The following is a 21,593-nucleotide window of genomic DNA, read 5'->3' as shown; positions in this document are numbered from 1 at the left end:
TGGCGTTGTAGAAGGGCCCCTTCCTAACCACGGCGCCGGCGGGCTCGCCACGGGCGCCGGCCGGCTCAGGGCGCCGGCGGGGTCACCACGGGCGCCGGCCGGCTCAGGGCGTCGGCGGGCTAGCCAGCGACGCCGGTGGGGCGTTGCAGCAGGCTGACGAACTCGACCAGCAGGCGCTCCCGCAGCGCCGGTGGCGCCGCGTCGAGCAGGGTGTTCACCGGTGCCATCCGCTCCGGCAGCCCGCCGCCCGCACCGAGGCCCAGCCCGGCGGCCAGGCCGGCGACCAGCTCACCGGTGAGCGCCTCCGGGGCGAGCGTGCCGGCCAACGCGAGCAGTTCCGCTGGCAGCGGGACCGGCCCGGCGGCACCGGCCGCCGCGCTCGCCTCGGCCAGGTCGGCGGCGAACTCCGCCGCCCGGGGGGCCACCGCCGCGGTCACCGTCAGGTGCACGCTGCGCGGCAGTCCGGCGTACGTGAGCTGGGGTTGGGTGTGCCAACCCCGAGCCGCCAGCTCGTCGACCAGGACGAACAGGTCGGGGCCGGAGTCGGTGCTGGTGAAGCAGACCACGGTCGACTCGGGCTCGGCGACCAGCCGCAGCCCGTCGACACCGCGTACGGCGTCCGCCAGCACCCGGACCGCGTCCCGGGTCAGCCGGGTCAGCTCCAGGTAGCCGTCGTCGCCGAGGTACCGCAGGGTTGCGTACGCGGCGGCGATCGGCCCGCCCGAGCGGGTGGACGAGATCACCGGGTTGATCATCGTGTACCCGGGCCAGTCGGCGTACGCGAAGTACTGCGCCGCGCGCAGCGCCGGATCGCGGTGCAGCAGCAACGAGACACCCTTCGGGGCGTACGCGTACTTGTGCAGGTCCACGGAGATCGAGGTGACCCCGGGCACGGCGAAGTCGAACGCCGGCACCACGGCGCCGAGGCGGCGCAGGTACGGCAGGGTCCAGCCGCCGAAGCAGGCGTCCACGTGGCAACGCACCCCGGCTGCGGCGGCCACCTCGGCGATCTGCTCGACCGGATCGACCACGCCGTGCGCGTACGACGGGGCGGAGCAGACCACCAGCACCGTCTCGGGACGGATCGCCGCGGCCACGTCGGCGACCGCCGGCCGGAGGGTGTCCGGGTGCAGCGGCACCGGATCGAGTTCCACCCGCAGGTAGTGCGCCGCCTTGGCGAACGCCGCGTGGGCGCTGGCCGGCACCACGATGCGGGGTGCGGTGATCTCCGGGCGGGCGTCCCGGGCGGCCTTCACGGCCAGGATGAGCGACTCGGTGCCGCCACTGGTGACGCTGCCGACCACGTCCGGCGCACTCGTGCCGGCCCCACCGCCGAGCAGCTGGGCAGCCGCCCCGACCAGCGCGTTCTCCATCGCCAGCAGGGACGGAAAGGCGGTCGGGTCGAGCCCGTTGACGTGGGCGCTCTCGGCGTACGCGGCGGCGGCCAGTTCGTCCAGTCCCGGCACCGCCGGGTCGTACACGTACGCGAACAGCCGCCCGCCGTGCGTCGGCCGGTCCATTGCCCGCAGTTCACGGATCTCCGCCAGCACCCGCTCGGCTGGTACTCCGTGCGCGGGCAGTGCCGCCCGGTCTTCGTCGATCATGGAGTAGTGGTGCCCTTTCCGTGCGGTTCGGCGGCCTTCGTCCCGGTCAACGTGGCGAGGCGGGCCTCGGTGAGGTCGTAGGGGCGCAGCAGGAGGGTGGCCAGGGCGATCAGGAGCGCAGGCAGGAGGGTGAAGCCGAGCAGGACGCCGAGGCGGGCGGTGTCGGACTGGATGGCGGCGGTCCCGGTGGTGGAGGAGACGTAGCCGGTGACGGCGAGCACCAGACCGTAGATGCCGGGGCCCAGGGCCAGACCGAAGGTCTCCCCGGCGGTCCACAGGCCGGTGAAGACGCCGGCCTGCCGGCGGCCGGTGCGGGCGGTGTCGTACGCGATGCAGTCCGGCAGCATGGCCAGCGCGAACACCTGCTGGCCGGCGTACCCGACGCCGAGCAACGCGACCAGCAGGTAGATCACGGCGGTGGGCAGCACCGGCGCGGCGACCAGCGCCAGCCCGCCGGCCGCCAGGATCAGCGACGCGACCACCAGGGCGACGAGTTTGCCCAGCCGGGCGCCCGCCCGCGACCAGAGTGGCATCACCACCAGGGCCGGCCCGACGAAGCAGACGAACAGCAGCGTCGGGCCGGTCGTCGGGTCGCGCAGGATCTGGCCGGCGAAGTACTGCACCCCGGCGAGGATCGTCGCCACCCCGGCGGACTGCACCACGAAGCAGAGCAGCAACGCCCGGAACGGCCGGTTGCGGCTGGCCACCGCGAGTTGGGCGCGCAGGCTGGGTTCGCTCTCGCCGACCGTCCCCTGCGGGGCGGAGCGGGTGCCCAGGAAGGCACCGACCGCGCCGAGCGCGATCAACCCGGCGACGAACACGCCCATCCAGCGGTGTCCGGGCACTCCACCGCCGGCCGCGTCGCGGACCAGCGGGGCCACCGCACCGGCGACCAGGATGGCCAGCGCCAGCACCGCGATCCGCCAGGTCATCATCCGGGTACGTTCGGCGTAGTCGCTGGTCAACTCCGCCGGCATCGCCACGTACGGCACCTGGAAGAAGGCGAACGCGGTCGCCGTGGCCAGGAAGGCGATCGCGACGTACGCCCCGGCGGCCGGCCCGGCGCCGAACGGCGCGGCGAAGATCGCCCCGAACAGTACGGCCAGCGCCAGTCCACCGAAGAGCAGGTACGGCCGACGGGCACCCCAGCGCGACCGGGTCCGGTCGGAGATCCGCCCGGCGACCGGGTTGACCAGCACGTCCCACGCCTTCGGCAGGAGCACCAGCAGCGCCGCGACGCCAGCGGCCACGCCGAGCGTGTCGGTGAGGTACGGCAGCAGCAACAGCCCCGGCACGGTGCCGAACGCCCCGGTGGCCAACGAGCCGAACGCGTACCCGACGTGCACCTTGCGCGGCAGGCCACCCGATGGTGCAGTCATGGCGCCGAATGTTACTCACGTTATGGCTCTGGTCACATCCCCTCACCGGGCCACCAACCGGCCGTCCGCATGTCGACCCGGTCGCCGCGTAGCGGCGTGCCCTCGGCCAGCCAGCGTGCCCGCGCCTCGGCCGCGAGCCGGGGCGGCAGCGCACCGGCGGCGTTGACCACCCGGTGCCAGCCCACCGCCCCGCCGTGCCGGGCCATGATCGAGCCGACCAGCCGCGCGGACGCCCGACCCGAGCGCTCGGCGAGCGCGTCGGCCACCGCCCCGTACGACATCACCCGACCGGCGGGGATCCGGTCGACCAGTTCCAGCACCGCCTCGACGTACTCGTCTGGTGTCACAAGCGGCCAGACTATGGGAACGCCGAAGGGCGGCTCGGAAGCGACGGCGCAGAATAGGCGGGTGCGCGACGCAGTCACGGCGGCCCGGCGGGTCGTCGTCAAGATCGGATCCTCCTCGTTGACCACCGCCACCGGCGGGCTGGCCGACGAGCGCCTCGACGCGCTGGTCGACGCGCTCGGCGCGCCACCGCCGGCCGGTGCCGCCCCTGCCTCGCGTACCGCCGACGGTCGTGAGGTGGTGCTGGTCTCCTCCGGCGCGATCGCCGCGGGCCTGGCGCCGCTCGGGTTGGCCCGGCGACCACGCGACCTGGCCACCCAGCAGGCCGCGGCGAGCGTCGGACAGGGCCTGCTGATCGGGCGGTACGCCGCCGCGTTCGCGCGGCACGGTCGCACCGTCGGGCAGGTGCTGCTCACCGTCGACGACGTGACCCGACGGGCGCACTACCGCAATGCGTACCGCACCCTGCGCAAGCTGCTCGACCTGCGGGCGGTGCCGATCGTCAACGAGAACGACACGGTCGCCACCGAGGAGATCCGCTTCGGCGACAACGACCGGCTGGCCGCGCTGGTGGCCGCGCTGGTCGACGCCGACCTGCTGGTGCTGCTCTCCGACGTCGACGCCCTCTGGACGGGTGACCCGTCGCGGCCCGGCTCCCGCCGCATCGCCGAGGTACGCGACGAGGCGGACCTGGCCGGCGTCGACATCGGCGGCACCGGCCGCTCGGGCGTCGGCACCGGCGGCATGGTGACCAAGGTCGAGGCGGCCCGGATCGCCACCGGGTTCGGCATTCCGGTGGTGCTGACCTCCGCCACGCAGGCCGTCGCGGCGCTGGCCGGTGAGCCGGTCGGCACCTACTTCCACCCCAGTCTCCGGCGTCCGGCGGCCCGGCTGTTCTGGCTCGCCCACGCGACCTCGCCCCGGGGGCGGCTGCACCTCGATCCGGGGGCGGTGGCCGCCGTGGTGGGCCGGCGCAAGTCGCTGCTGCCGGCCGGGATCACCGCCGTCGACGGGGCGTTCACCGCCGGTGATCCGGTCGACCTGGTCGACACCTCCGGCGCCCCGGTCGCCCGAGGGCTGGTCAACTACGACGCGGTCGAGCTGCCCGGCCTGCTCGGGCGCTCCACCGCAGACCTTGCGGCGGCGCTCGGACCGGCGTACGAACGGGAGGTCGTCCACCGCGATGACCTGGTGCTGCTGTAAGCCCGGTTGAAGTGATAACAAGGGGCCCTTCCTATACACGAGGCGTTAACAGGGGGCCCTTCCTTACCTGAAGGAGCATGGGATGAGCGTGACCGAGCAGGCGCGCCGGGCGCGGACAGCGGCGGAGACGCTGGCGGTGGCGACGCGTACCGCCAAGGACGCCGCGCTGCACGCGATGGCCGACGCGCTGGTGGCGCGTACGCCGGAGATCCTCACCGCGAACGAGGCGGACCTGGCGGCCGGGCGCGACGCCGGGCTGAGCGCGGCCGTGCTGGACCGGCTCGCCCTCGACGAGGGCCGGATGGCCGGCATCGCCGACGCGCTGCGTCAGATGGCCGCGCTGCCCGACCCGGTGGGTGAGGTGGTTCGCGGCTCGACCCTGCCCAACGGGCTGGAACTACGGCAGATCCGGGTGCCGTTCGGCGTGGTCGGCATCGTCTACGAAGGTCGACCCAACGTGACCGTGGACGCCGCCGGCATCTGCCTGAAGTCCGGCAACGCGGCGCTGCTGCGCGGCTCGTCGTCGGCCGCGCACTCCAACGCCGCACTGGTGGCCGTGCTGCGCGACGCGATCGTCGGGGCCGGCCTGCCGGCGGACGCGGTGCAGCTGCTCGACGCCAGCTCCCGCGACTCGGTCAAGGAGCTGATGCGGGCCCGGGGCCTGGTCGACGTGCTGATCCCGCGTGGCGGTGCGTCGCTGATCCGGACCGTGGTCGAGGAGTCCACCGTGCCGGTGATCGAAACCGGGGTGGGCAACTGTCACGTCTACGTCGACGCCGCCGCCGACCTGTCGATGGCTCTGTCGATCGCCCTGAACGCCAAGACGCAGCGCCTGTCCACCTGCAACACCGCCGAGTCGCTGCTGGTGCACGCGGCCGTCGCCGACGAGTTCCTGCCGGCGATGCTGGCCGCCTTCGCCGAGGCCGGGGTGACCGTGCACGGCTCGGCCGAGGTGGCCCGGTTCTCCGACGCGGTCGTCCCGGCCACCGACGAGGACTTCGCCACCGAGTACCTCTCGGCAGACATCTCGGTCGCCGTCGTCGACTCGCTCGACACGGCGGTCGCGCACATCCGCCGGTACGGCAGCGGCCACACCGAGGCCATCGTCACCGACTCGCAGTCGGCCGCCCGGGAGTTCGTGGCTCGGGTCGACTCGGCGGCGGTGATGGTCAACGCCTCGACCCGGTTCACCGACGGCGGCGAGTTCGGCTTCGGCGCCGAGATCGGCATCTCCACCCAGAAACTCCACGCCCGTGGCCCCATGGGCCTACCCGAACTGACCAGCACCAAGTACGTAGTAACCGGCACCGGCCATCTCCGCCCCTAGGTTCTGTCTCGCGGATCTTGTTGGTCGGGAACGGCAGGTAGGCCGATCGAAGTTCGACGAGTCGAGCAAGTCGTGGAAGTGGGTACCGAGCACGTCGTACCTGGCCGCCTGGTCGCCCCACTGCCTGCGCCCTTGAAGCCACGTCCGACCTGACCGCGTTACTCGTCCACGCCGCAGTCCAACCACGCTGGTCGGCCCCCGGTCGACACCGCCGGGCGACCCGATCCGCTTCACCCGATCCCAGCCCCGGATCTTGGTACGAAACGGCCCTCACGGGGGCCGTTTCGTACCAAGATCCGCGAGACAGAACCTAATCCGCACCCCGCACCCGCCGCACCCCGCACCCGCACCCGCACCCGCACCCGCACCCGCGATCTTGCACTTTGGGTCGCCGATTCGCGTCATATGGCACCTTTGTCGAGACGAAAAGTGCAAGATCGGCGGAGCTTGGGGGTGGTGGTGAGGGGAGCCAGGGGGGTGGGGGTCAGCGGAAGGCGCGGATTACGGCCAGGGTGGCGTGTACGTCGAACTGGTGGCCGTCGTCGCTGGTCCAGCCACCGTCGCTGCGTTGGGTCTCGGTCAGCCGGCGGCGGGCCGCGACCACGGTCCACTCCTGCTCGTCGACGCCAACCCGGCGCAGCGTCGCGGCCAGCCAGGCGGCGTCGGCCGGTGACGCCTGCGGGAGCCGTTCGGCGAGCACCGCCTTGATCCGCGCCGACTCGTAGAACAGCTGCTGCCGGTGCAGCACCGCAGCGCTCAGCCAGCCGGCGGCCAGGAACGACGGCCAGCTACCGTCGGGGTTCAGGTGCCCGGCGAGTGCGTGCCCGGCGGCCTGCACCACCCCGGCGTACGCCCCGCCGACCCGGTGGTCCAGCGGCCCGGCGGCCCGCGCGTCCAGGCCGGCCACGGTGAGCCAGAAGGCGGCGTTGGCGGTCAGGTAGAGCCGTGCCTCCGGATCGCCCGGTCGGGCCCATTCGGGGGCGACGTCGGCGAGCGCCGCGTCCTCCTCCCAGCAGCCGTCCTGCCGCTGGGCCGCGGCCAGCCAGTCCAGGGCTCGCCGGGCGGCCGGGCGGCTCAGCGCGCCGAGGTCGTCCAGTTCGGCGAGGCGGAAGCAGGTGGCGTCGACCGAGGCGACCTCGTCGCCCCAGGACGCCGGCCAGCCCCCGCCGAGGGTCTGGCCGACCTCGGCGCTGTCGAGCGTCTCGGCTGAGGGTGCCGTGCCGTTACGCAACCAGGAGAGGCGGGCACGTTCCACCGCGTCTCCGTGTGCCACCACGAACCCGATCGCGGCGTCGATGTCGACCACGGCGGCCAGGCTACCGGCGCAAACGTGATCTCGCCTCGGAGAATCGGGCAGCCGACACCAGCCCGTCGGCAGGCTTGACCAGGGCGTTGCGACCGATGTTAATAGGGGGCCCCTCCTCTACCGGAGGCGTTAAGAAGGGGCCCTTCCTTGCGTCAGTACGCCGGGAGGGACGGGTCGATCTGCTTGATCCAGGAGAGCACGCCGCCCTGGACGTGTACGGCGTCACGGAAGCCGGCCGCCTTGAGCGCGGCGAGCGCCTCGGCCGAGCGGACGCCGGACTTGCAGTGCAGCACGATCTGCTTGTCCTGCGGCAGCTTGGCCAGCGCCTCGCCGGAGAGGATCTCGCCCTTGGGGATCAGGGTGGCGCCGGGGATGCGGACGATCTCGTACTCGGCCGGTTCCCGCACGTCGACCAGGAAGATGTCCTTGCCGGCGTCCTGCCACTCCTTCAGCTCGGCGGCGGTGATGGTCGCGTCGACCACCGCCTCCTGGGCCTCCACGGAGACCGCGCCGCAGAAGTCCTCGTAGTCCTCCAGCAGGTCGGTCAGGGTGGCGTTCTCGCCGCAGAGCACGCAGTTCGGGTCCTTGCGCACCTTGATCTTGCGGTAGCTCATCTCCAGGGCGTCGTAGACCATCAGCCGGCCGACCAGCGGCTCACCGATGCCGGCGAGCAGCTTGATCGCCTCGTTGACCTGGATCGAGCCGATCGAGGCGCAGAGCACGCCGAGCACGCCACCCTCGGCGCAGGAGGGGACCATGCCGGGCGGCGGGGGCTCCGGGTAGAGGCAGCGGTAGCAGGGGCCGTGCTCGGCCCAGAACACCGACGCCTGGCCGTCGAACCGGTAGATCGACCCCCAGACGTACGGCTTGCCGAGCAGCACCGCCGCGTCGTTGACCATGTACCGGGTGGCGAAGTTGTCCGTACCGTCGACGATCAGGTCGTACTGGGCGAAGATCTCGCGGACGTTCTCCCGGTCCAGCGCGGTGTTGTGGATCTCGACGTTGACCAGCGGGTTGATCTCGCGGATGCTCGCCGCCGCCGATTCGGCCTTGGACCGGCCGACGTCGGAGACGCCGTGGATGATCTGCCGCTGGAGGTTCGACTCGTCGACGGTGTCGAAGTCGATGATGCCGAGGGTGCCGACCCCGGCAGCGGCCAGGTACATCAGGGCGGGAGAGCCGAGGCCACCGGCGCCGACACAGAGCACCCGGGCGTTCTTCAGCCGCTTCTGCCCGGTCACCCCGACGTCCGGAATGATCAGGTGACGGGAGTAGCGGCGGATCTCGTCAACGGTCAGCTCGGCGGCGGGCTCGACGAGCGGGGGCAACGACACGGTGAACTCCCCGGAAATCGATGTGGTGGACAACCGGGCCATTGTCGCTCGCCGACGCAGCCATCGACCATGAGCAGGGACACGTCGCCCGGCATGCGGGAGCGGGAATATCCAGGGCGCCCGCCGGGGTGGCGAAACCGGCCGGCGGGCCGGGTGACTCACGGAACCAGGTCGCCGGCGTACCGGTGGCCGTCGAGGAAGGGCCAGGCGTTGGCCACGCAGCCGGCCAGGCCGTACGTCTGCTGCTGCATGACCGGTGCCGGGCGGTCCGGGCCCGGGCACTCCTCGTGCCACTGCCCGAACTCGTGCCCGATCTCGTGGTTGACCACGTAGGCCCGGTAGACCGACAGCGGCGCGCCGTAGTCCGGCACCGCCTCCAGCCACCGGGCCAGATTGATGATCACTCTGCCGGGCAGCCGGCAGGAGGTGTAGCCCTCGGTGCTCAGGCCACCTTCGGCACACATCTGTTCGGAGGTGAGCGGGGTGGCCAGGTAGACGGTGAAGTCGGCCGGGTCGTCCTCGACGACCCGCTGCACCCGGAACTCGCCCGACCCGATCCAGCTACGCGGATCGGCCAGCACCGCGTCGACGTCGGCCGCGAACCCGGCCGGATCCTGTCCGGCGCCCTCCTCGACGGCCACCCGGTAGCGCACGATCGGCCCGTCCAGCCCGCGCACGGGCGACTCCTCGGCGGCCACCAGGAAACTTCCGGCACCGGCGCTCGGGTACGTGCTTGGCTGCTGGCGCTGATCAAGCACATCGTGCGCGGCGCGGCTGCGGCCGTCGAGCCGGTCCGCCACCCGGTCGCCGGCCTGAGCCAGATAAACGGTGGCGCTGACCGCGAGGACCATCAGGCCGAGCGATACCGCGAGCCCACGGTGCCGCGACCGGGCCGCCCGCCGGGACTCGGCCAGTCGGTCCGGGCCCTGCGGGCGCCCATCAAGGGGTGAAGAGGGCATGACCCTATCGTCGCACCCAAATCGCACCTAAAGCCGCATAATCGAGCAGCCGTCAGCGTGCCGGCCGATCACAGCGGAGGACCGGCGTACCGCCGGCCGTCCAGGTACGGCCAGGGATTCGCGACGCACCCCTTGAGAAAGAGCGTCTGCTGCATCATCACCGGCGCCGGCTTGCCCGGCCCCGGGCAGCGCTCGTGCCGGTTGCCCAGCTGATGCCCGACCTCGTGGTTGATCACGTACGTGCGGTAGACCGTGAGCGGCACCTCCGCCTCGACGAAGTGCGGCACGGACCGCACCCAGCGCTCCAGGTTGATGATCACCTTTCCCGGCGCGCGGCAGGAGGTGTAGGGCCGCCCGCCGACCCGGATGTCCACCCCGCCGGCCGCGCACATCCGGCCCGCCGTCGGCGCGGTGGCGAGGTAGACGGTGAAGTCGTACCGCGAGCTGGTCTCCACCTGCCGCAACCGCAGCCGGCCACTGTCCACCCAGCTGCCCGGACCGGTCAGCGCCTCCTGCACGGCCAGCCCGTACTCGCCCGGATCGACACCCGCGCCGGACTCCACCGCCACCCGGTACCGCTGGATCCCGCCGGCCGCGCCCAGCACCGGGCCCGTCCGCTCGTCGTAGTCGAAGCTGCCCCGTCCGACCGACGGCACCGGCCCGGGCTGCTGCAACACCGGCGGTTCAGGCGACGGCGAGGCCGCCGGCGGTACGGGCGACGGCGAGGCCACCGACGGTGAGGCCAGCGGCGGTACGACCGCCATCACCGACGGCGCCGACGAGTCCGCCTGCGCCTCGTCGGCGTCGGCCGCACCCGGCAGCCAGCTCGTCCCCCCAGCCACCAGCACCACCGTGGCGCCGACCGCCGCCACCAGTACGGCCACCCGGGCGACGACCTCCGATCGACGCCGCCGGGGACCCCCACCAACGCCCGGTCCCGACATACCCGCGCGACGGACGTGTCGGCCAGACTGTCGGCGGTGGCTACGAGGGATGACCATCGGGGTCATCCTGCCAGGTCAGCCCGGTTTCTCGCGTCCCCCGTCTCGGTGAGTAGCCCGACCACGGCCCGTGCCACCAGGCGCGGCACCTCCAGTTGCGCCACATGACCCACGCCGTCGAGCATCAGCAGTCGGCTGTCCGGAATCGCCCGGGCGGTCTGCGGCGCCACCCGTACGTCGACCAGCCGGTCCCGCCGACCACCGACGACCAACGTCGGCGCCTGCACCGAACGGGCCAGCCGCCACAGCGAATCCGACCCCGGCAGGTACGACCGCAGGAAGCTGTGCACCAGCCCACGGAAGGTACGCACGTAGGCCGCCGCGTAGTGCTCCGCCTGGTAGCGCACCCGGATCTCCTCCAGCGCCTCCTGCCGACGCTGATCGCAGATCCGGCTGAGGTCGGCCACGCACGCCTCCATCACCTGCTGCGCCATCACCTCCGGCGCTACCCGGGTCAGCTGCCAGGCGGCCAGTCGTTCGGCTCGGGGGATGGCCAGCAGCGGCAGCATCCGACCTTGCAACGACCGGCGGAAGTCCAGAAACGGCAGCGCGGGCGACACCAGGGTCAGCGTCCGCACCAGATCCGGCCGCAGCGCGGCGACCCGCACCGAGATCGCCCCGCCCAGCGAATTGCCGAACAGATGCACCGGCCCCCGGTCGCTGTGTTCGAGCCAACGGATCACCCGCTGCGCGAAGACCGGCACGGTGTAGCGCTGGCCCGGCTCGCTGCGCCCGAAGCCCGGCAGGTCGATCGCCTGGCCATCGAGCCGGTCGGCGAGCAGACCGGCCAGGTCGGTCCAGTTCTGCGAGGAGCCACCCAGCCCGTGCACGTACAGCGCCGGTTCCGCGTCCGGCCGGGTGGCCGGGGTGTCCCGCACATAGCTGACCATGCCGTCGAGCCGCACCTGGCGGCCCGGCCACGGCGGCGGGACCGAGTGGGCGGGCAGCAGCCGGTCGGGTGAGAGGGTGGCAGGCTTCACCGTTCCAGTTTGCCCGGGCCGGCTCAGGCCAGCAGCGCCTCCAGGCGACGGTTGACCGCAGCCAGGGTGGCCCGCACCACCGCCTGCCGGGGGTCGCCGGCCACCAGGGCAGAACCGGCAAGCTGCTCGACCCACCCGTCGCAGACCAGCAACACCACGACGGTGGCCACCTCACAGTTGCCGAACGGCACCACGGCGGCATGCTCGACGAAGCACCGCCCACGGTCGGCGGTGCTACTCGCGCCGCGCAGCAGCTCGTCGATCGAGGCTGCGGCAGCGACCGCGCAGAGCCGCAGTACGTAACCGTCCACGGCGGGCCCGGTGGCGTACCCGGCGGAGCTCTGCTCCCCGGCGATCAGCCGGACCTCGACCGTGGCGTCGAGCCCGAACGTGCTCACCTGAACGTGGTCGAGCACGACCCGGGGCCCGGGCCGGCCGCCGGTGTCCAACGGTCGGGACGGCGCCGACTCGGTGGTGGTCAGTTGCCCACCCGAGTACGAGGCGCCGAGGGTCACCGGGCTACCCGTCGCGCCGGTCTCCTCCACGGTGGCCCGGCCGCGTTGCGGGGCGGGTGCCGGACGCCGTCGCCGCGACGGGTCGGGCGCCGGTTCGGCCCGGGCCGCCACCGCTTCCGCGCGGGCTCCCGCCGGCCGGTTGGTGGGGCGTCGGGGCTCACCGGGCGCCCGAGGCTCACCGCTGTCACCGCCCCGGTTGTCGGGGGTTCGGCGTCGGACCGGCGCCGCCGGCAGCGTCGGTACGCCGCGCGGCGCGGCGGCCAGCCCCATCCGCTCCTGGAGCAGCCGGGCGACCTGCCGGCTCACCTCAGCCGGATCGGCACCATCGGCCAGGTCGAGACGCAGGCTGTGGGCACCGGCCGGGGTACGGCGCAACGCCGCGTCGCGTACCCCCTCGACGCCCCGGACCGCGTCGAGGATCGCGTTGACGTCGAACCCCTCGGGCCGGTCACGCAACGGTGCCGGCTCGTCGTCGCGGCGAAGGTGGGTGGCGATCCGGGCGAGTTCCGGGGTTTCGGCGGGTGGCTCCACGGCAGGCGGCTCCGGCACGACGGGCACGTCCGGCTCAGCAGGGACGCGCTGCGGCAACACCGCCGACGTGCTGTCCGGCGACCGGCCGTTGCCCGGCTCCGCCGGCGGTACGGGTTCAGGCGCGGACCGACGTGCCGCATAGGGAGTCACGTTCGGCAGACCGTTCGCGGCAGGGGTGTGCTCGTGACGACCCGACCCACCGGCGGTGGCCCCGGCCGCGAACGGGCCAGGCTCGTAGCCGCCCGTCCCACCGGCGCTCATCCCGGGCGCGGACGGGCCATGCTCGTGGCGACCCGATCCGTCGGCGTTCGCACCGGCCAGCGGATCGGCTGCGGTCGGCGCCGATGCCGGGTCGGGCTGGGCAGACACCGGTGCCGGCCGAGCCGGGGTCGGCTCGCTGGGCACCGGACGAAGTCGGAATGGTCGCTGGGCGTTCAGGTCGGGCGCCGGCCTGGCACCCGACACGGGCCTGGCCTCCGCCGCAGACCAAGCACCCGACACGGGCCTGGCCTCCGCCGCAGACCAGGCATCCGGCACCGACCTGGCCTCTGCCGCCGGCCTGGCGTCGGAGAGGGGCCTGGCCTCTGACAGCGGCCCGGCGTCCGACAGCGGCCTGACTTCGGACGTCGACGGTGCCGGGCCGGGCTCGGGCGGGGCCTCCCAGTAGCCCGGCGCACTGGCCGGCGGGGCACTGGCCGGCGGGGCACTGGCCGGCGGGGCACTGGCCGGGCCAAGGCCCCAGGGCAGCCGCTCCTCGGCCGGCGGCTGGCCGGCCGCCCGCGAGCCCCAGGGCAGGCCCTCGTCAGCTGGGGCCGCGCTGACCGGCCGGGCGGCCCACGCCGGACGCTCACCAGCCGCACCGACTGCCGGCGACTCGTCGACCGTTCGGGGGCCCCACGCGGGCCGCTCCGCTGCCGGCGGGGTACTGGTCGGCGCGACCGCCCAGTCCGGCCGGCCGGGCGGAGGCTGCTCGGCCCGACCGGGTGCAGGCTGCTCGGCCCAACCGGGCGGGGTCTGTTCGGCCCGACCGGGTGCAGGCTGCTCGGCCCGACCGGGTGCAGGCTGTTCGGCCCGACCGGGTGGGGTCTGCTCGGCCCGACCGGGTGCAGGCTGTTCGGCCCGACCGGGTGGGGTCTGCGGCGCCACGGCTTCCGGGCCGTGGCCGGCGGCCGACCGGGACGGCTCGTACGGCCGGGATTGCTCGACGCGTACCGCCTCGTAGGGGCGGGTCGACTCGGCGCGCACCGGCTCGTACGGCCGGCTCGGCTCGTGGGCCCAGGTCTGGCCCGGCGTCTCACGCGAACGCCGGCCGGACGGGTCGCCCTCGTGCTGCGCCCATGCCGGCGCCCAGTCGCTGGGCGGGCCGGACCGGGCCCAGCTCGGCCACTCGGTTTCGGCCGCTGGCGGCTCTGCCGACCGTGGACCGGCCGAGTCGGTGGGCGCCTGATCACCTGCTGCGGCGGCGGGGTCGGCCGGCACCGACCGGGGCTCTGCGCTCGGTGCGGTTCGGTAGGGGTCGCCCCACCCGTACGGCTGACCGCCCGCGTACTCGTCCCCGCCCCGCTCGCCGGACGGCGCATGCAGGCCGGGCGGCATCTCGAAACCCGAGGCGGCAGTGCCGACCGGTGGCACCTGCATCGCCGGCGGTGCGGAGGTCGGCAGGCCACCAGCCGGCGGCGCGGACGTCGGCAGGCCACCAACGGGCGGCGCGGACGTCGGCAGCGCACCAGCGGGCGGTGCGGAGGTCGGCAGGCCACCAACGGGCGGCGCGGAGGTCGGCAGCGCGCCGGTCGGCGGCGCGGGCCGCTCGCTGGCTGGTACGGGACGCTGTGCTGGCAGCACGAGCCGTTCCTGGCCCGGCTCGTGTCCGGAATCACGCGGGCCGGGTGGCGCGCTCACCGGGGCGTGCCAGCCGGAAGGATCGTCCGCCGGATGATGTACGCCGTTGAGCTGATGATGGCCGTTGACCCGCTCCGAGCGCTCCGACTGTGCCGGATCACCTACCGGAGCCGGCAGATCGGCGTAGCGTGGCGACGCGGTGGACCAACCCGACGGCGGTGGGATGACGCGCCATCTCTCCCCGGTGTCCTGGGGGGCCTCCGCGCTCCAGGACCAGTCGCCCGTCGGTGGAGCCCACCCGTTGCCGGAACGGGCCAGGTCATCCCGCTGACCCGTACCGTCGCCGTGCTCTCCCGGGGTGGCAGCACCGGACTGTCCTGTTTCACTCACCGCGCGCTCCTTGGTCGCCCCCGCTGAGGCTACCGTGTGGCGACAGTGGCGATAAGTTACAGCGGCGGGCCAATTCCGCGAGGGGCCACCCAGGCTCTGACCGGTTCGGGTGAAATGCCGACCCGTACGACAATCTCGGAGGTTCCCATGACCGCTGTGGGGAACGGCGCCCAGACCGCCGGCCGGCCCACGCGCCTACCTCGTTCGGCGCGCCGCAAGCAGCTGCTCGCCGCAGCTCAGGAGGTGTTCGTCGCGCAGGGCTACCACGCCGCAGCAATGGACGACATCGCCGAGCGGGCGGGAGTCTCCAAGCCGGTGCTGTACCAGCACTTCCCGGGGAAGATGGAGCTGTACCTCGCCCTGCTCGACACGCACTGTGACGCCATCGTCGCAAAAGTGCACGACGCCATGGCCAGCACCACCGACAACAAGGAGCGGGTCAGCGCGTCGGTGCGGGCGTACTTCGACTTCGTCGACCACGAGAGCGAGGCGTTCCGGCTGGTCTTCGAGTCGGACCTGCGCAACGAACCGGCCGTACGGCAACGGGTCGAACGGGTCGAGCAGGGCTGCATCGCGGCGATTACGGACACCATCATCTCCGACACGGGGGTCAGCCGCGCCCACGCCGAACTGCTCGCCTCCGGTCTGGTCGGCGCCGCCGAGACCGCCGCGCAGTTCTGGTTGGCCGGTGGCCGCCAGGTGCCCAAGGCCGAGGCGGAGGCGTTGGTCGCCGCCCTCTCCTGGCGGGGCATCGCCAGCTTTCCGCTGCAAGGTGAGTCAGCCTGAACAACCCGCTTGTGATCGGATAGCCTTCGCACGGCGGCCATTTCGCCCGACGGAGGAGGCACAGTGGAGGTCAAGATCGGCGTGCAGTACGCGCCCCGCGAACTGGTCCTGGAGAGCGCGCAATCGCCGGCCGAGATCGAGCGGATCGTGACCGACGCCGTCGCCAGGGGCGAGGGCACCCTGTCCCTGACCGACGAGAAGGGCCGGCGGATCATCGTGCCGGTCAGCAAGGTCGCCTACGTCGAGATCGCCGAGGCGTCTCCCCGGGCGGTGGGCTTCACCGTCCGCTGACGGTCAGTTGTTGAGTCCGGCGGCGGCCATCCGCGCAGTGTGCGCGTCGGTCAGCCGCCGGAACAATCCCGCCACGTCCACCTGATCGCCCTGCATGATCAAGGTGGTGAGCGCCCCACGGTCGGCTGCGGCCACCCGCCCCGCCTCGGAGAGCGCCTCACCCACCAGACGCCGGGCCCACATCGACAGCCGGCCGGCCACCTTCGGGTCGGCCGCGATGGCGAGGCGGATCTCGGCGGCGGCGAACTGGGCGTACCGCGACTCGTGCAGCACGTCGAGCACGAGTTGGCGCTCCGGCTCGTGCAGCGCGTCAGCGATGTGCCGGAGGAAGTCGTCCGTGATGGCGTCGCCGACGTACGCCTTGGTGACCGCCTCGGCCCAGTCACGCGGCTCGGTGGAGTCGTGGTACGCCTGCAACGGCTCGACGTAGGGCGCCATCGCGTCGTCGGGGAGTACGCCCAGCGCGGCGAGCCGGTCGGCCAGGCGCCGGTAGTTCGCGATCTCGGCGGCGGCCATCTCGCTCAACGCCGCCCGACGACGCAGATCGGGTGCGAGCCGGGCGTCGGCCGCCATCCGTTCGAAGGCGAGCAGTTCGCCGAGGGCCACCAGGGCGAGAAGATCGACCACGGCGGGGCCGGGCGCGGTGGAGGCGGACACCCGCGCAGGTTACCGCCCAAGCGGGACGCACCGGAATGTCCGGCGGTCCGCACGCGACCGGCCACTCATGGGGCTTTCGGCCGTCGCGAGCCCGTCGACATCGCGACCGCCCGGTGATACACATCACATGGAAGCCTGCCCAGTGACGCTTGCCGGTTCGGAATCAGTACCGCGTTTGGCCCGTTCAGGTAGCATGGAGGAGTTGCCGTAGGTGCCGATCCGGCCGGAGTCGCAGTCGATCCCGGCCGAAGTCCGGCCCCGCGGCGCGCGTGCGGCCCGGTCCGCTCGGCTTTCTGCCGCCGACCGTGTGGCCCGCGCCATACCGAACGCGCCCTGAAGACATGACGGGGCGCACCCACGAGAGGGCACCCCCAAATCCATATGAGTGAGCCGATTCAAGACCTCACCGACGGCCAGGAACTGGCCCCTACCGCCCCGGTCCGACCGGAGGCACCGACCTTCGCCGAGCTTGGCGCACGTGCCGAGACCGTCGACGCGCTGGCCGCGGCCGGCATCACCCGCGCCTTCGCCATCCAGGAGTACGCGCTGCCGATCGCGCTGCGCGGCGCCGACCTGATCGGGCAGGCCCCGACGGGCACCGGCAAGACGCTCGGCTTCGGCGTACCACTGCTGGAGCGGGTCTTCGCGCCCGGCGAGGGCGGTGACGGACTGCCCCAGGCGCTGGTCGTGGTCCCCACCCGCGAGCTGGGCATCCAGGTCGCCAAGGACATCGCGGCGGCCGGCCGCACCCGTGGCGTACGCGTGCTGCCGATCTACGGCGGTGTGGCGTACGAGCCGCAGGTCGACGCGCTGCGCAAGGGCGTGGAGATCCTCGTCGGCACCCCGGGCCGCCTGCTCGACCTCGCCAAGCAGAAGCACCTGCGCCTGCACGGGGTACGTGCACTGGTGCTGGACGAAGCCGACCGCATGCTCGACCTGGGATTCCTCGACGACGTCGAGCGGATCCTGGCGATGCTGCCGGAGGACCGGCAGACCATGCTCTTCTCGGCGACCATGCCGGACCCGATCGTGACGCTGTCCCGGCGCTTCCTGCGCCACCCGATCACGATCCACGCCGGGCACACCGCGGAGACCGGCCCGTCGCCGCAGACCGAGCAGCTGGTCTACCGCACCCACTCGATGAACAAGATCGAGATCGTCGCCCGGATCCTCCAGGCGGAGAGCCGTGGCCTGACGATGATCTTCACGCGGACCAAGCGCGCCGCCGACCGGGTCGCCGAGGACCTCGACTTCCGCGGCTTCGCCGTCGCCGCCGTGCACGGCGACCTCGGGCAGGGTGCCCGTGAGCGGGCCCTGCGCGCGTTCCGGGCCGGAAAGATCGACACTCTGGTCGCCACCGACGTCGCGGCCCGGGGCATCGACGTCAGCGGCGTCACCCACGTCATCAACTACGACTGCCCGGAAGACCAGGACACGTACACCCACCGGATCGGTCGTACCGGCCGGGCCGGCGCGTCCGGCGTCGCGGTGACCTTCGTCGACTGGGACGACATGCCGCGCTGGCGGATCATCGACAAGACGCTGGGGCTGGACATGCCCGAGCCGCCGGAGACGTACCACACCTCCCCGCACCTCTACACCGAGCTGCACATCTCGACCGAGGTCACCGGCACTCTGCCGACCGCCGAGCGCACCCGCGCCGGACTGGCCGCCGAGGTCGAGGAGGACCTGGGCGGGGGCCGGTCACGCCGGGGCGAGCCGCGTGGCACGCGGCGCCGGGGCCGTGGCTCCGGTGACGGTGACCGTGCCGCAGGCGGACGCGGATCCGGTGAGCGCGGCGCGAGCGGACGCGGCGACGGTCGCGGACGGGGCCGCTCCCCGCAGGACGGCGATGCCGGGCCGGAAGCCACCGAGGCCGGCGAGCTGACCAGCGAGGACACCCGTACTCCCCGGCGACGCCGGCGCCGCCGGGCCGGCGAGGTCGTTGCCGGCGTCGACGCGGCCACCACGGCCGGCGACGGCACCGCCGCCGCCGAGACCGGCACGGGCACCGAGGGTGGTGCCGCCGGCGAGGCAGCACGGCCCCGCCGCCGGCGGCGCCGTCGTGGCGCCGCATCCACCGCCGGTACGGCAGCCGAAGCGACCGACTGACCACAGCCACACCCGTGCCGCACCGCCCTCCTCGGGCGGTGCGGCCGTTTGGTTTCACTCCGACCGCCAGGCCACTCGATCCCGTGTCGAGGGTGACCGTGGCGGCGGTGACCAGCGCGCCGGCTGGTGGCGGGACGAGCCGGACCGACATGGAAGATGGAGTCATGCCCGTACCGTTGGACGCCGCCCTGGCCGAGGTCCGTTCGATGCTGCTCGGTCCCGAGCTGACCCGGGCCGTGGCCGCCGGTCGGCGGCGTGGTCAGCGTCCTTCGGTGGTCCGGGCCGAGCTGCGGCCGGTGCTGCTCAAGGCCGGTCCCCGGTTGCAGATCGCCACCTCCGACGGCGCCCGACCGTACACCCGCAACGTGGCGCCGGGCCCGGAGTCGGACGCGGCGGTCGAGGCGCTGTTGGCCGAGCCGTTCGGCAACTGGCACGTCGAGACCGCCGACAGCACCCTGCAACTGCGGGTCACCAAGTCAGGTGAGGCGCAACTGCACCGCGCGGCATCGACGCGGCCGAGCCGGGCCGGTGACGGCCGACCAGCCCCGGCCAGCGGTGACGAGCCGGCCGGTGGCCAGCAGCGGCGCGCCGCCGCGCCGGGCGGGCACGACCGGGCCAAGGAGTACCTGCTCGACCCCGGTGACCCGATTTTCGCGGAGATCGGCGGTTCGGCGGCCAAGCGGCGGCAGGTGGACGCGTTCCTGCGGGCGTTGGTGGCCACGTTGCCCGACGGGCTGTCCGGTCCGCTGCGCGTGGTCGACCTCGGCTGCGGCAACGCCTACCTGACCTTCGCCGCGTACCGGTATCTCACCCAGCGAGGGCTGGACGTGGAACTGGTCGGCGTGGACGTACGCGAGGACCAGCGCCGCCGTAACACCGAGTTGGCCGAGCGGCTCGGCTGGGCGGACCGGGTGCGGTTCGTCGCCGGCAGCATCGCCGACGCGGTCGTCGAACCGGCACCCGATCTCGTACTCGCCCTGCACGCCTGCGACACCGCCACCGACGAGGCGCTGGCCCGGGCGGTGCGCTGGGGCGCGCGGTGGGTGCTCGCCGCGCCGTGCTGCCACCACGACGTCGCGGCACAACTGCGCGCCGGTGGCGCGCCATCGCCGTACGCGCTGCTGGTCCGGCAGGGCATCCTGCGGGAGCGCTTCGCGGACGTCGTCACCGACGCGCTGCGTGCCGGGTTGCTGCGGCTGCACGGGTACCGGGCCGAGGTGGTCGAGTTCGTCGACTCCGCGCACACCCCGCGCAATCTGCTCATCCGGGCCCGCCGCACGGATGCCGCCCCCACCGACGAGCAGCGTGCGGAATACCGGGAACTGATCACGCAGTGGCGAATCACACCCCGGCTGGAAACCCTGCTCACGCAGGCCGCAGCGGACCGCTAGGCGGGTCCGGTCCCGCCACCGGGACCATCTGGTCGGTCAGTCAATTGTTTCCCGCCCGTCCCGTACTACTCTCGAAGAACGCACCGTCGGGTGCCGGTCGGGAGGGAAGACCCACCGGATGGGTTCGGCAGACGTATCGCCGCAGATGGCGTTCGCGCGCTTCGTGCGCCGAGCTATCGACGACGCCCGCGAGGAACGTGGGTGGACGGTCACCGATCTGGCCGCGCACACCGGCGTCGGTCGTTCCACCGTCTTCCGCTGGCTGGCCGGCGACTGGCAGGACTACCCGGAACTGGCCAAGGTACGCGGCTTCTGCGCCGCCCTGGACCTGCCGGTGGCGGCGGCCTTCCGTGCGCTCGGCCTGCCCGACACCGGCTCGGGACCGTGGCGGCGGGGCAGCGAGGGCCCGGTCGAGGCGGACGTGCGGGTGATCCTGCAACGGCTGGCGGATCCGGCCGTGCCCGCCGAGGAGAAGCACCACATCCGTGACTTGCTGCGCTACCTCGCCCGCCGGCCGATCCGCCGCGCCGGCTGACACCGGGCCAGCCGTCTACTGCACGATCACCGTGAACTCGGCGGTGCGTACCTTCCCTCCGGTGGCGAAGTCCAGGTAGAGGCGGTACCGCCCCGGTCCGGGTGTGGTCAGCCAGAACTGGATCGCCCCGTCCACGAGTTCCGACTCCGGGTGTACGTGCAGGTAGCCGAGGTCCCCCGCACGCAACGCGACGAGGTGGCCGTACGCCCCGAGGTACCGCTCCAGCGCCGGGCCGGTGCCGTCCGCCCCGGTGACCCGGAAACTCACCGGCACGGTCAGGCCGGGTTGCGGGCCGCCCTGGTAGCCGACGGTCAGCCCGTCGACCGTGGTCGTGGTCGCCGGGGCGGGGAGGGCTCGTGGTGCGTACCCACCGGGTGCGACCAGGTCCACGCCGAGGGTCGTCGCGGTCTGCCGGCCGTCGTCGGCGAGGGCGGTGAAGTCGGCGTACGCCCGCCAGATGCCCGGCCTCGGCAGGGTCAGCGGCACCGACCAGGTGCCGTCGGCCGCCATGGTCGGATGCAGATGTTGGTAGCCGGTCAGGTCCCGGCGTACCACGATGACGTGCATCGGCTTGTCGTGCACCACCGCGAACCGGGTCACCGTCCGGCGTTGCCCGTCCCGAATTTGGAACCGCAGCTCACCGGTCTGCCCGGCGGTGAACTCGCCGGACAGTGGGGTGAGGGTGTAGCCGGCCTGGCTGACCGCCAGGCCACCCGCCTCGGCCTGCCCCGCGTCGTGGGCGTGGGCGCCGGTCCCCGGTGCGTGGGTGTGGTCGGCCAACGCGCTGTCCGGCAACCCGCCCGCCAGCGTGGCACCGCCACTGTTGATCCGCCCTAGCCCGAACCCGAGCAACACGGCCAGCACCAGCCCGCCGACCACCAGAGCCAACCGGAGCGTCGCGCGGTCCGGCACCGCCGAAACCGCGCCACCCTCACCGACCTCCCCCGCCGCCGCTCCCCCCACGCCCCGCTCAGCCTCCCGCACCGCCCCGACCACCGGCACCTCAACCTCCCGCTCCCCCACGCACCCACCGTAACCACCCCTACTCCCCACCCTCCCTCACCCTCACCCTCACGCCCTTCGCCTCCCTCACCCCCACGCCCCTAGC

Annotated in this window: 16 protein-coding genes and 2 pseudogenes; 7 read left to right on the top strand and 11 right to left on the bottom strand. The window is 73.2% G+C overall.

The window, feature by feature from the left end:
• Positions 1-119: 119 nt before the first annotated feature.
• Genes E0H26_RS07265 through E0H26_RS07255 form a run of 3 tightly spaced genes read right to left on the bottom strand, consistent with a single transcriptional unit; the run spans position 120 to position 3,330 of the window.
• Positions 120-1,604 carry a pyridoxal phosphate-dependent decarboxylase family protein gene (locus E0H26_RS07265; RefSeq protein ID WP_131302428.1) on the bottom strand — a complete coding sequence of 495 codons (1,485 nt, stop codon included), beginning with the start codon at positions 1,602-1,604 and terminating at the stop codon, positions 120-122.
• A complete protein-coding gene (locus tag E0H26_RS07260; RefSeq protein WP_131302425.1) occupies positions 1,601-2,983 on the bottom strand; it encodes an MFS transporter in 1,383 nt (460 codons plus the stop codon). Before E0H26_RS07260 ends, E0H26_RS07265 begins: the two co-directional genes overlap by 4 nt.
• A 32-nt stretch (positions 2,984-3,015) precedes the next feature.
• Complete coding sequence (locus E0H26_RS07255; RefSeq protein ID WP_131302422.1) at positions 3,016-3,330, bottom strand: MGMT family protein; 315 nt, start codon at positions 3,328-3,330, stop codon at positions 3,016-3,018.
• 61 nt (positions 3,331-3,391) lie between these two features.
• Between E0H26_RS07255 and proB the strand changes: the two genes are divergently transcribed.
• Together proB and E0H26_RS07245 are read left to right on the top strand one after the other, a co-directional pair.
• Positions 3,392-4,531, top strand: coding sequence for a glutamate 5-kinase (gene proB / locus E0H26_RS07250; RefSeq protein WP_206024921.1), 1,140 nt, complete (start codon positions 3,392-3,394; stop codon positions 4,529-4,531).
• An 82-nt stretch (positions 4,532-4,613) separates the two neighbouring features.
• Complete coding sequence (locus E0H26_RS07245) at positions 4,614-5,858, top strand: glutamate-5-semialdehyde dehydrogenase (RefSeq protein ID WP_131302415.1); 1,245 nt, start codon at positions 4,614-4,616, stop codon at positions 5,856-5,858.
• Positions 5,859-6,342: 484 nt separating this feature from the next.
• Here the strand turns inward: E0H26_RS07245 and E0H26_RS07240 are convergent, their stop codons facing one another.
• The 6 genes and pseudogenes from E0H26_RS07240 to E0H26_RS30565 all read right to left on the bottom strand — a co-directional run.
• Positions 6,343-7,164, bottom strand: a complete 822-nt coding sequence (locus E0H26_RS07240; RefSeq protein WP_206024919.1) for a prenyltransferase/squalene oxidase repeat-containing protein — start codon at positions 7,162-7,164, stop codon at positions 6,343-6,345.
• 152 nt (positions 7,165-7,316) lie between these two features.
• Positions 7,317-8,569, bottom strand: a pseudogene (gene moeZ, locus E0H26_RS07235) (adenylyltransferase/sulfurtransferase MoeZ).
• A gap of 87 nt (positions 8,570-8,656) precedes the next feature.
• Entirely contained in the window at positions 8,657-9,457 is an 801-nt protein-coding gene (locus E0H26_RS07230) for a DUF3152 domain-containing protein (protein ID WP_131302409.1), read from the bottom strand.
• 68 nt (positions 9,458-9,525) lie between these two features.
• Positions 9,526-10,341 (bottom strand): DUF3152 domain-containing protein, encoded by an 816-nt coding sequence (locus E0H26_RS07225; protein WP_240742043.1) that lies wholly within the window; start codon positions 10,339-10,341, stop codon positions 9,526-9,528.
• A gap of 122 nt (positions 10,342-10,463) precedes the next feature.
• Positions 10,464-11,438, bottom strand: a complete 975-nt coding sequence (locus tag E0H26_RS07220; protein ID WP_131302402.1) for an alpha/beta fold hydrolase — start codon at positions 11,436-11,438, stop codon at positions 10,464-10,466.
• A gap of 23 nt (positions 11,439-11,461) precedes the next feature.
• A pseudogene (locus tag E0H26_RS30565) lies at positions 11,462-12,991 on the bottom strand (hypothetical protein); the annotation flags it as partial.
• 1,869 nt (positions 12,992-14,860) lie between these two features.
• Between E0H26_RS30565 and E0H26_RS07210 the strand changes: the two are divergent.
• Entirely contained in the window at positions 14,861-15,499 is a 639-nt protein-coding gene (locus E0H26_RS07210; RefSeq protein ID WP_131302398.1) for a TetR/AcrR family transcriptional regulator, read from the top strand.
• A 63-nt stretch (positions 15,500-15,562) separates the two neighbouring features.
• Positions 15,563-15,790: a DUF3107 domain-containing protein gene (locus tag E0H26_RS07205; protein WP_013736008.1), complete on the top strand. Its 228-nt coding sequence runs from the start codon at positions 15,563-15,565 to the stop codon at positions 15,788-15,790.
• A gap of 3 nt (positions 15,791-15,793) precedes the next feature.
• On the opposite strand, the gene E0H26_RS07200 is transcribed toward E0H26_RS07205, so the two are convergent.
• Positions 15,794-16,447, bottom strand: coding sequence for a ferritin-like fold-containing protein (locus E0H26_RS07200; RefSeq protein WP_131302395.1), 654 nt, complete (start codon positions 16,445-16,447; stop codon positions 15,794-15,796).
• Positions 16,448-16,828: 381 nt separating this feature from the next.
• Here E0H26_RS07200 and E0H26_RS07195 point away from each other — a divergent pair, with 381 nt between their 5' ends.
• From E0H26_RS07195 to E0H26_RS07185, 3 genes are all read left to right on the top strand, one after another.
• Positions 16,829-18,559, top strand: coding sequence for a DEAD/DEAH box helicase (locus E0H26_RS07195; RefSeq protein ID WP_131302392.1), 1,731 nt, complete (start codon positions 16,829-16,831; stop codon positions 18,557-18,559).
• A gap of 164 nt (positions 18,560-18,723) precedes the next feature.
• Entirely contained in the window at positions 18,724-19,950 is a 1,227-nt protein-coding gene (locus tag E0H26_RS07190; protein WP_131302389.1) for a class I SAM-dependent methyltransferase, read from the top strand.
• Positions 19,951-20,068: 118 nt separating this feature from the next.
• Positions 20,069-20,485, top strand: coding sequence for a helix-turn-helix domain-containing protein (locus E0H26_RS07185; protein ID WP_131302386.1), 417 nt, complete (start codon positions 20,069-20,071; stop codon positions 20,483-20,485).
• A 15-nt stretch (positions 20,486-20,500) separates the two neighbouring features.
• On the opposite strand, the gene E0H26_RS07180 is transcribed toward E0H26_RS07185, so the two are convergent.
• A complete protein-coding gene (locus E0H26_RS07180; RefSeq protein WP_420812801.1) occupies positions 20,501-21,448 on the bottom strand; it encodes a hypothetical protein in 948 nt (315 codons plus the stop codon).
• Positions 21,449-21,593 lie beyond the last annotated feature (145 nt).

Source organism: Micromonospora zingiberis (genome assembly GCF_004331455.1).
GTDB classification, from domain to species: Bacteria; Actinomycetota; Actinomycetes; order Mycobacteriales; family Micromonosporaceae; genus Micromonospora; species Micromonospora zingiberis.
Note: the sequence above shows the minus strand (reverse complement) of the source record. Positions and strands in the feature narration are given on the sequence as shown.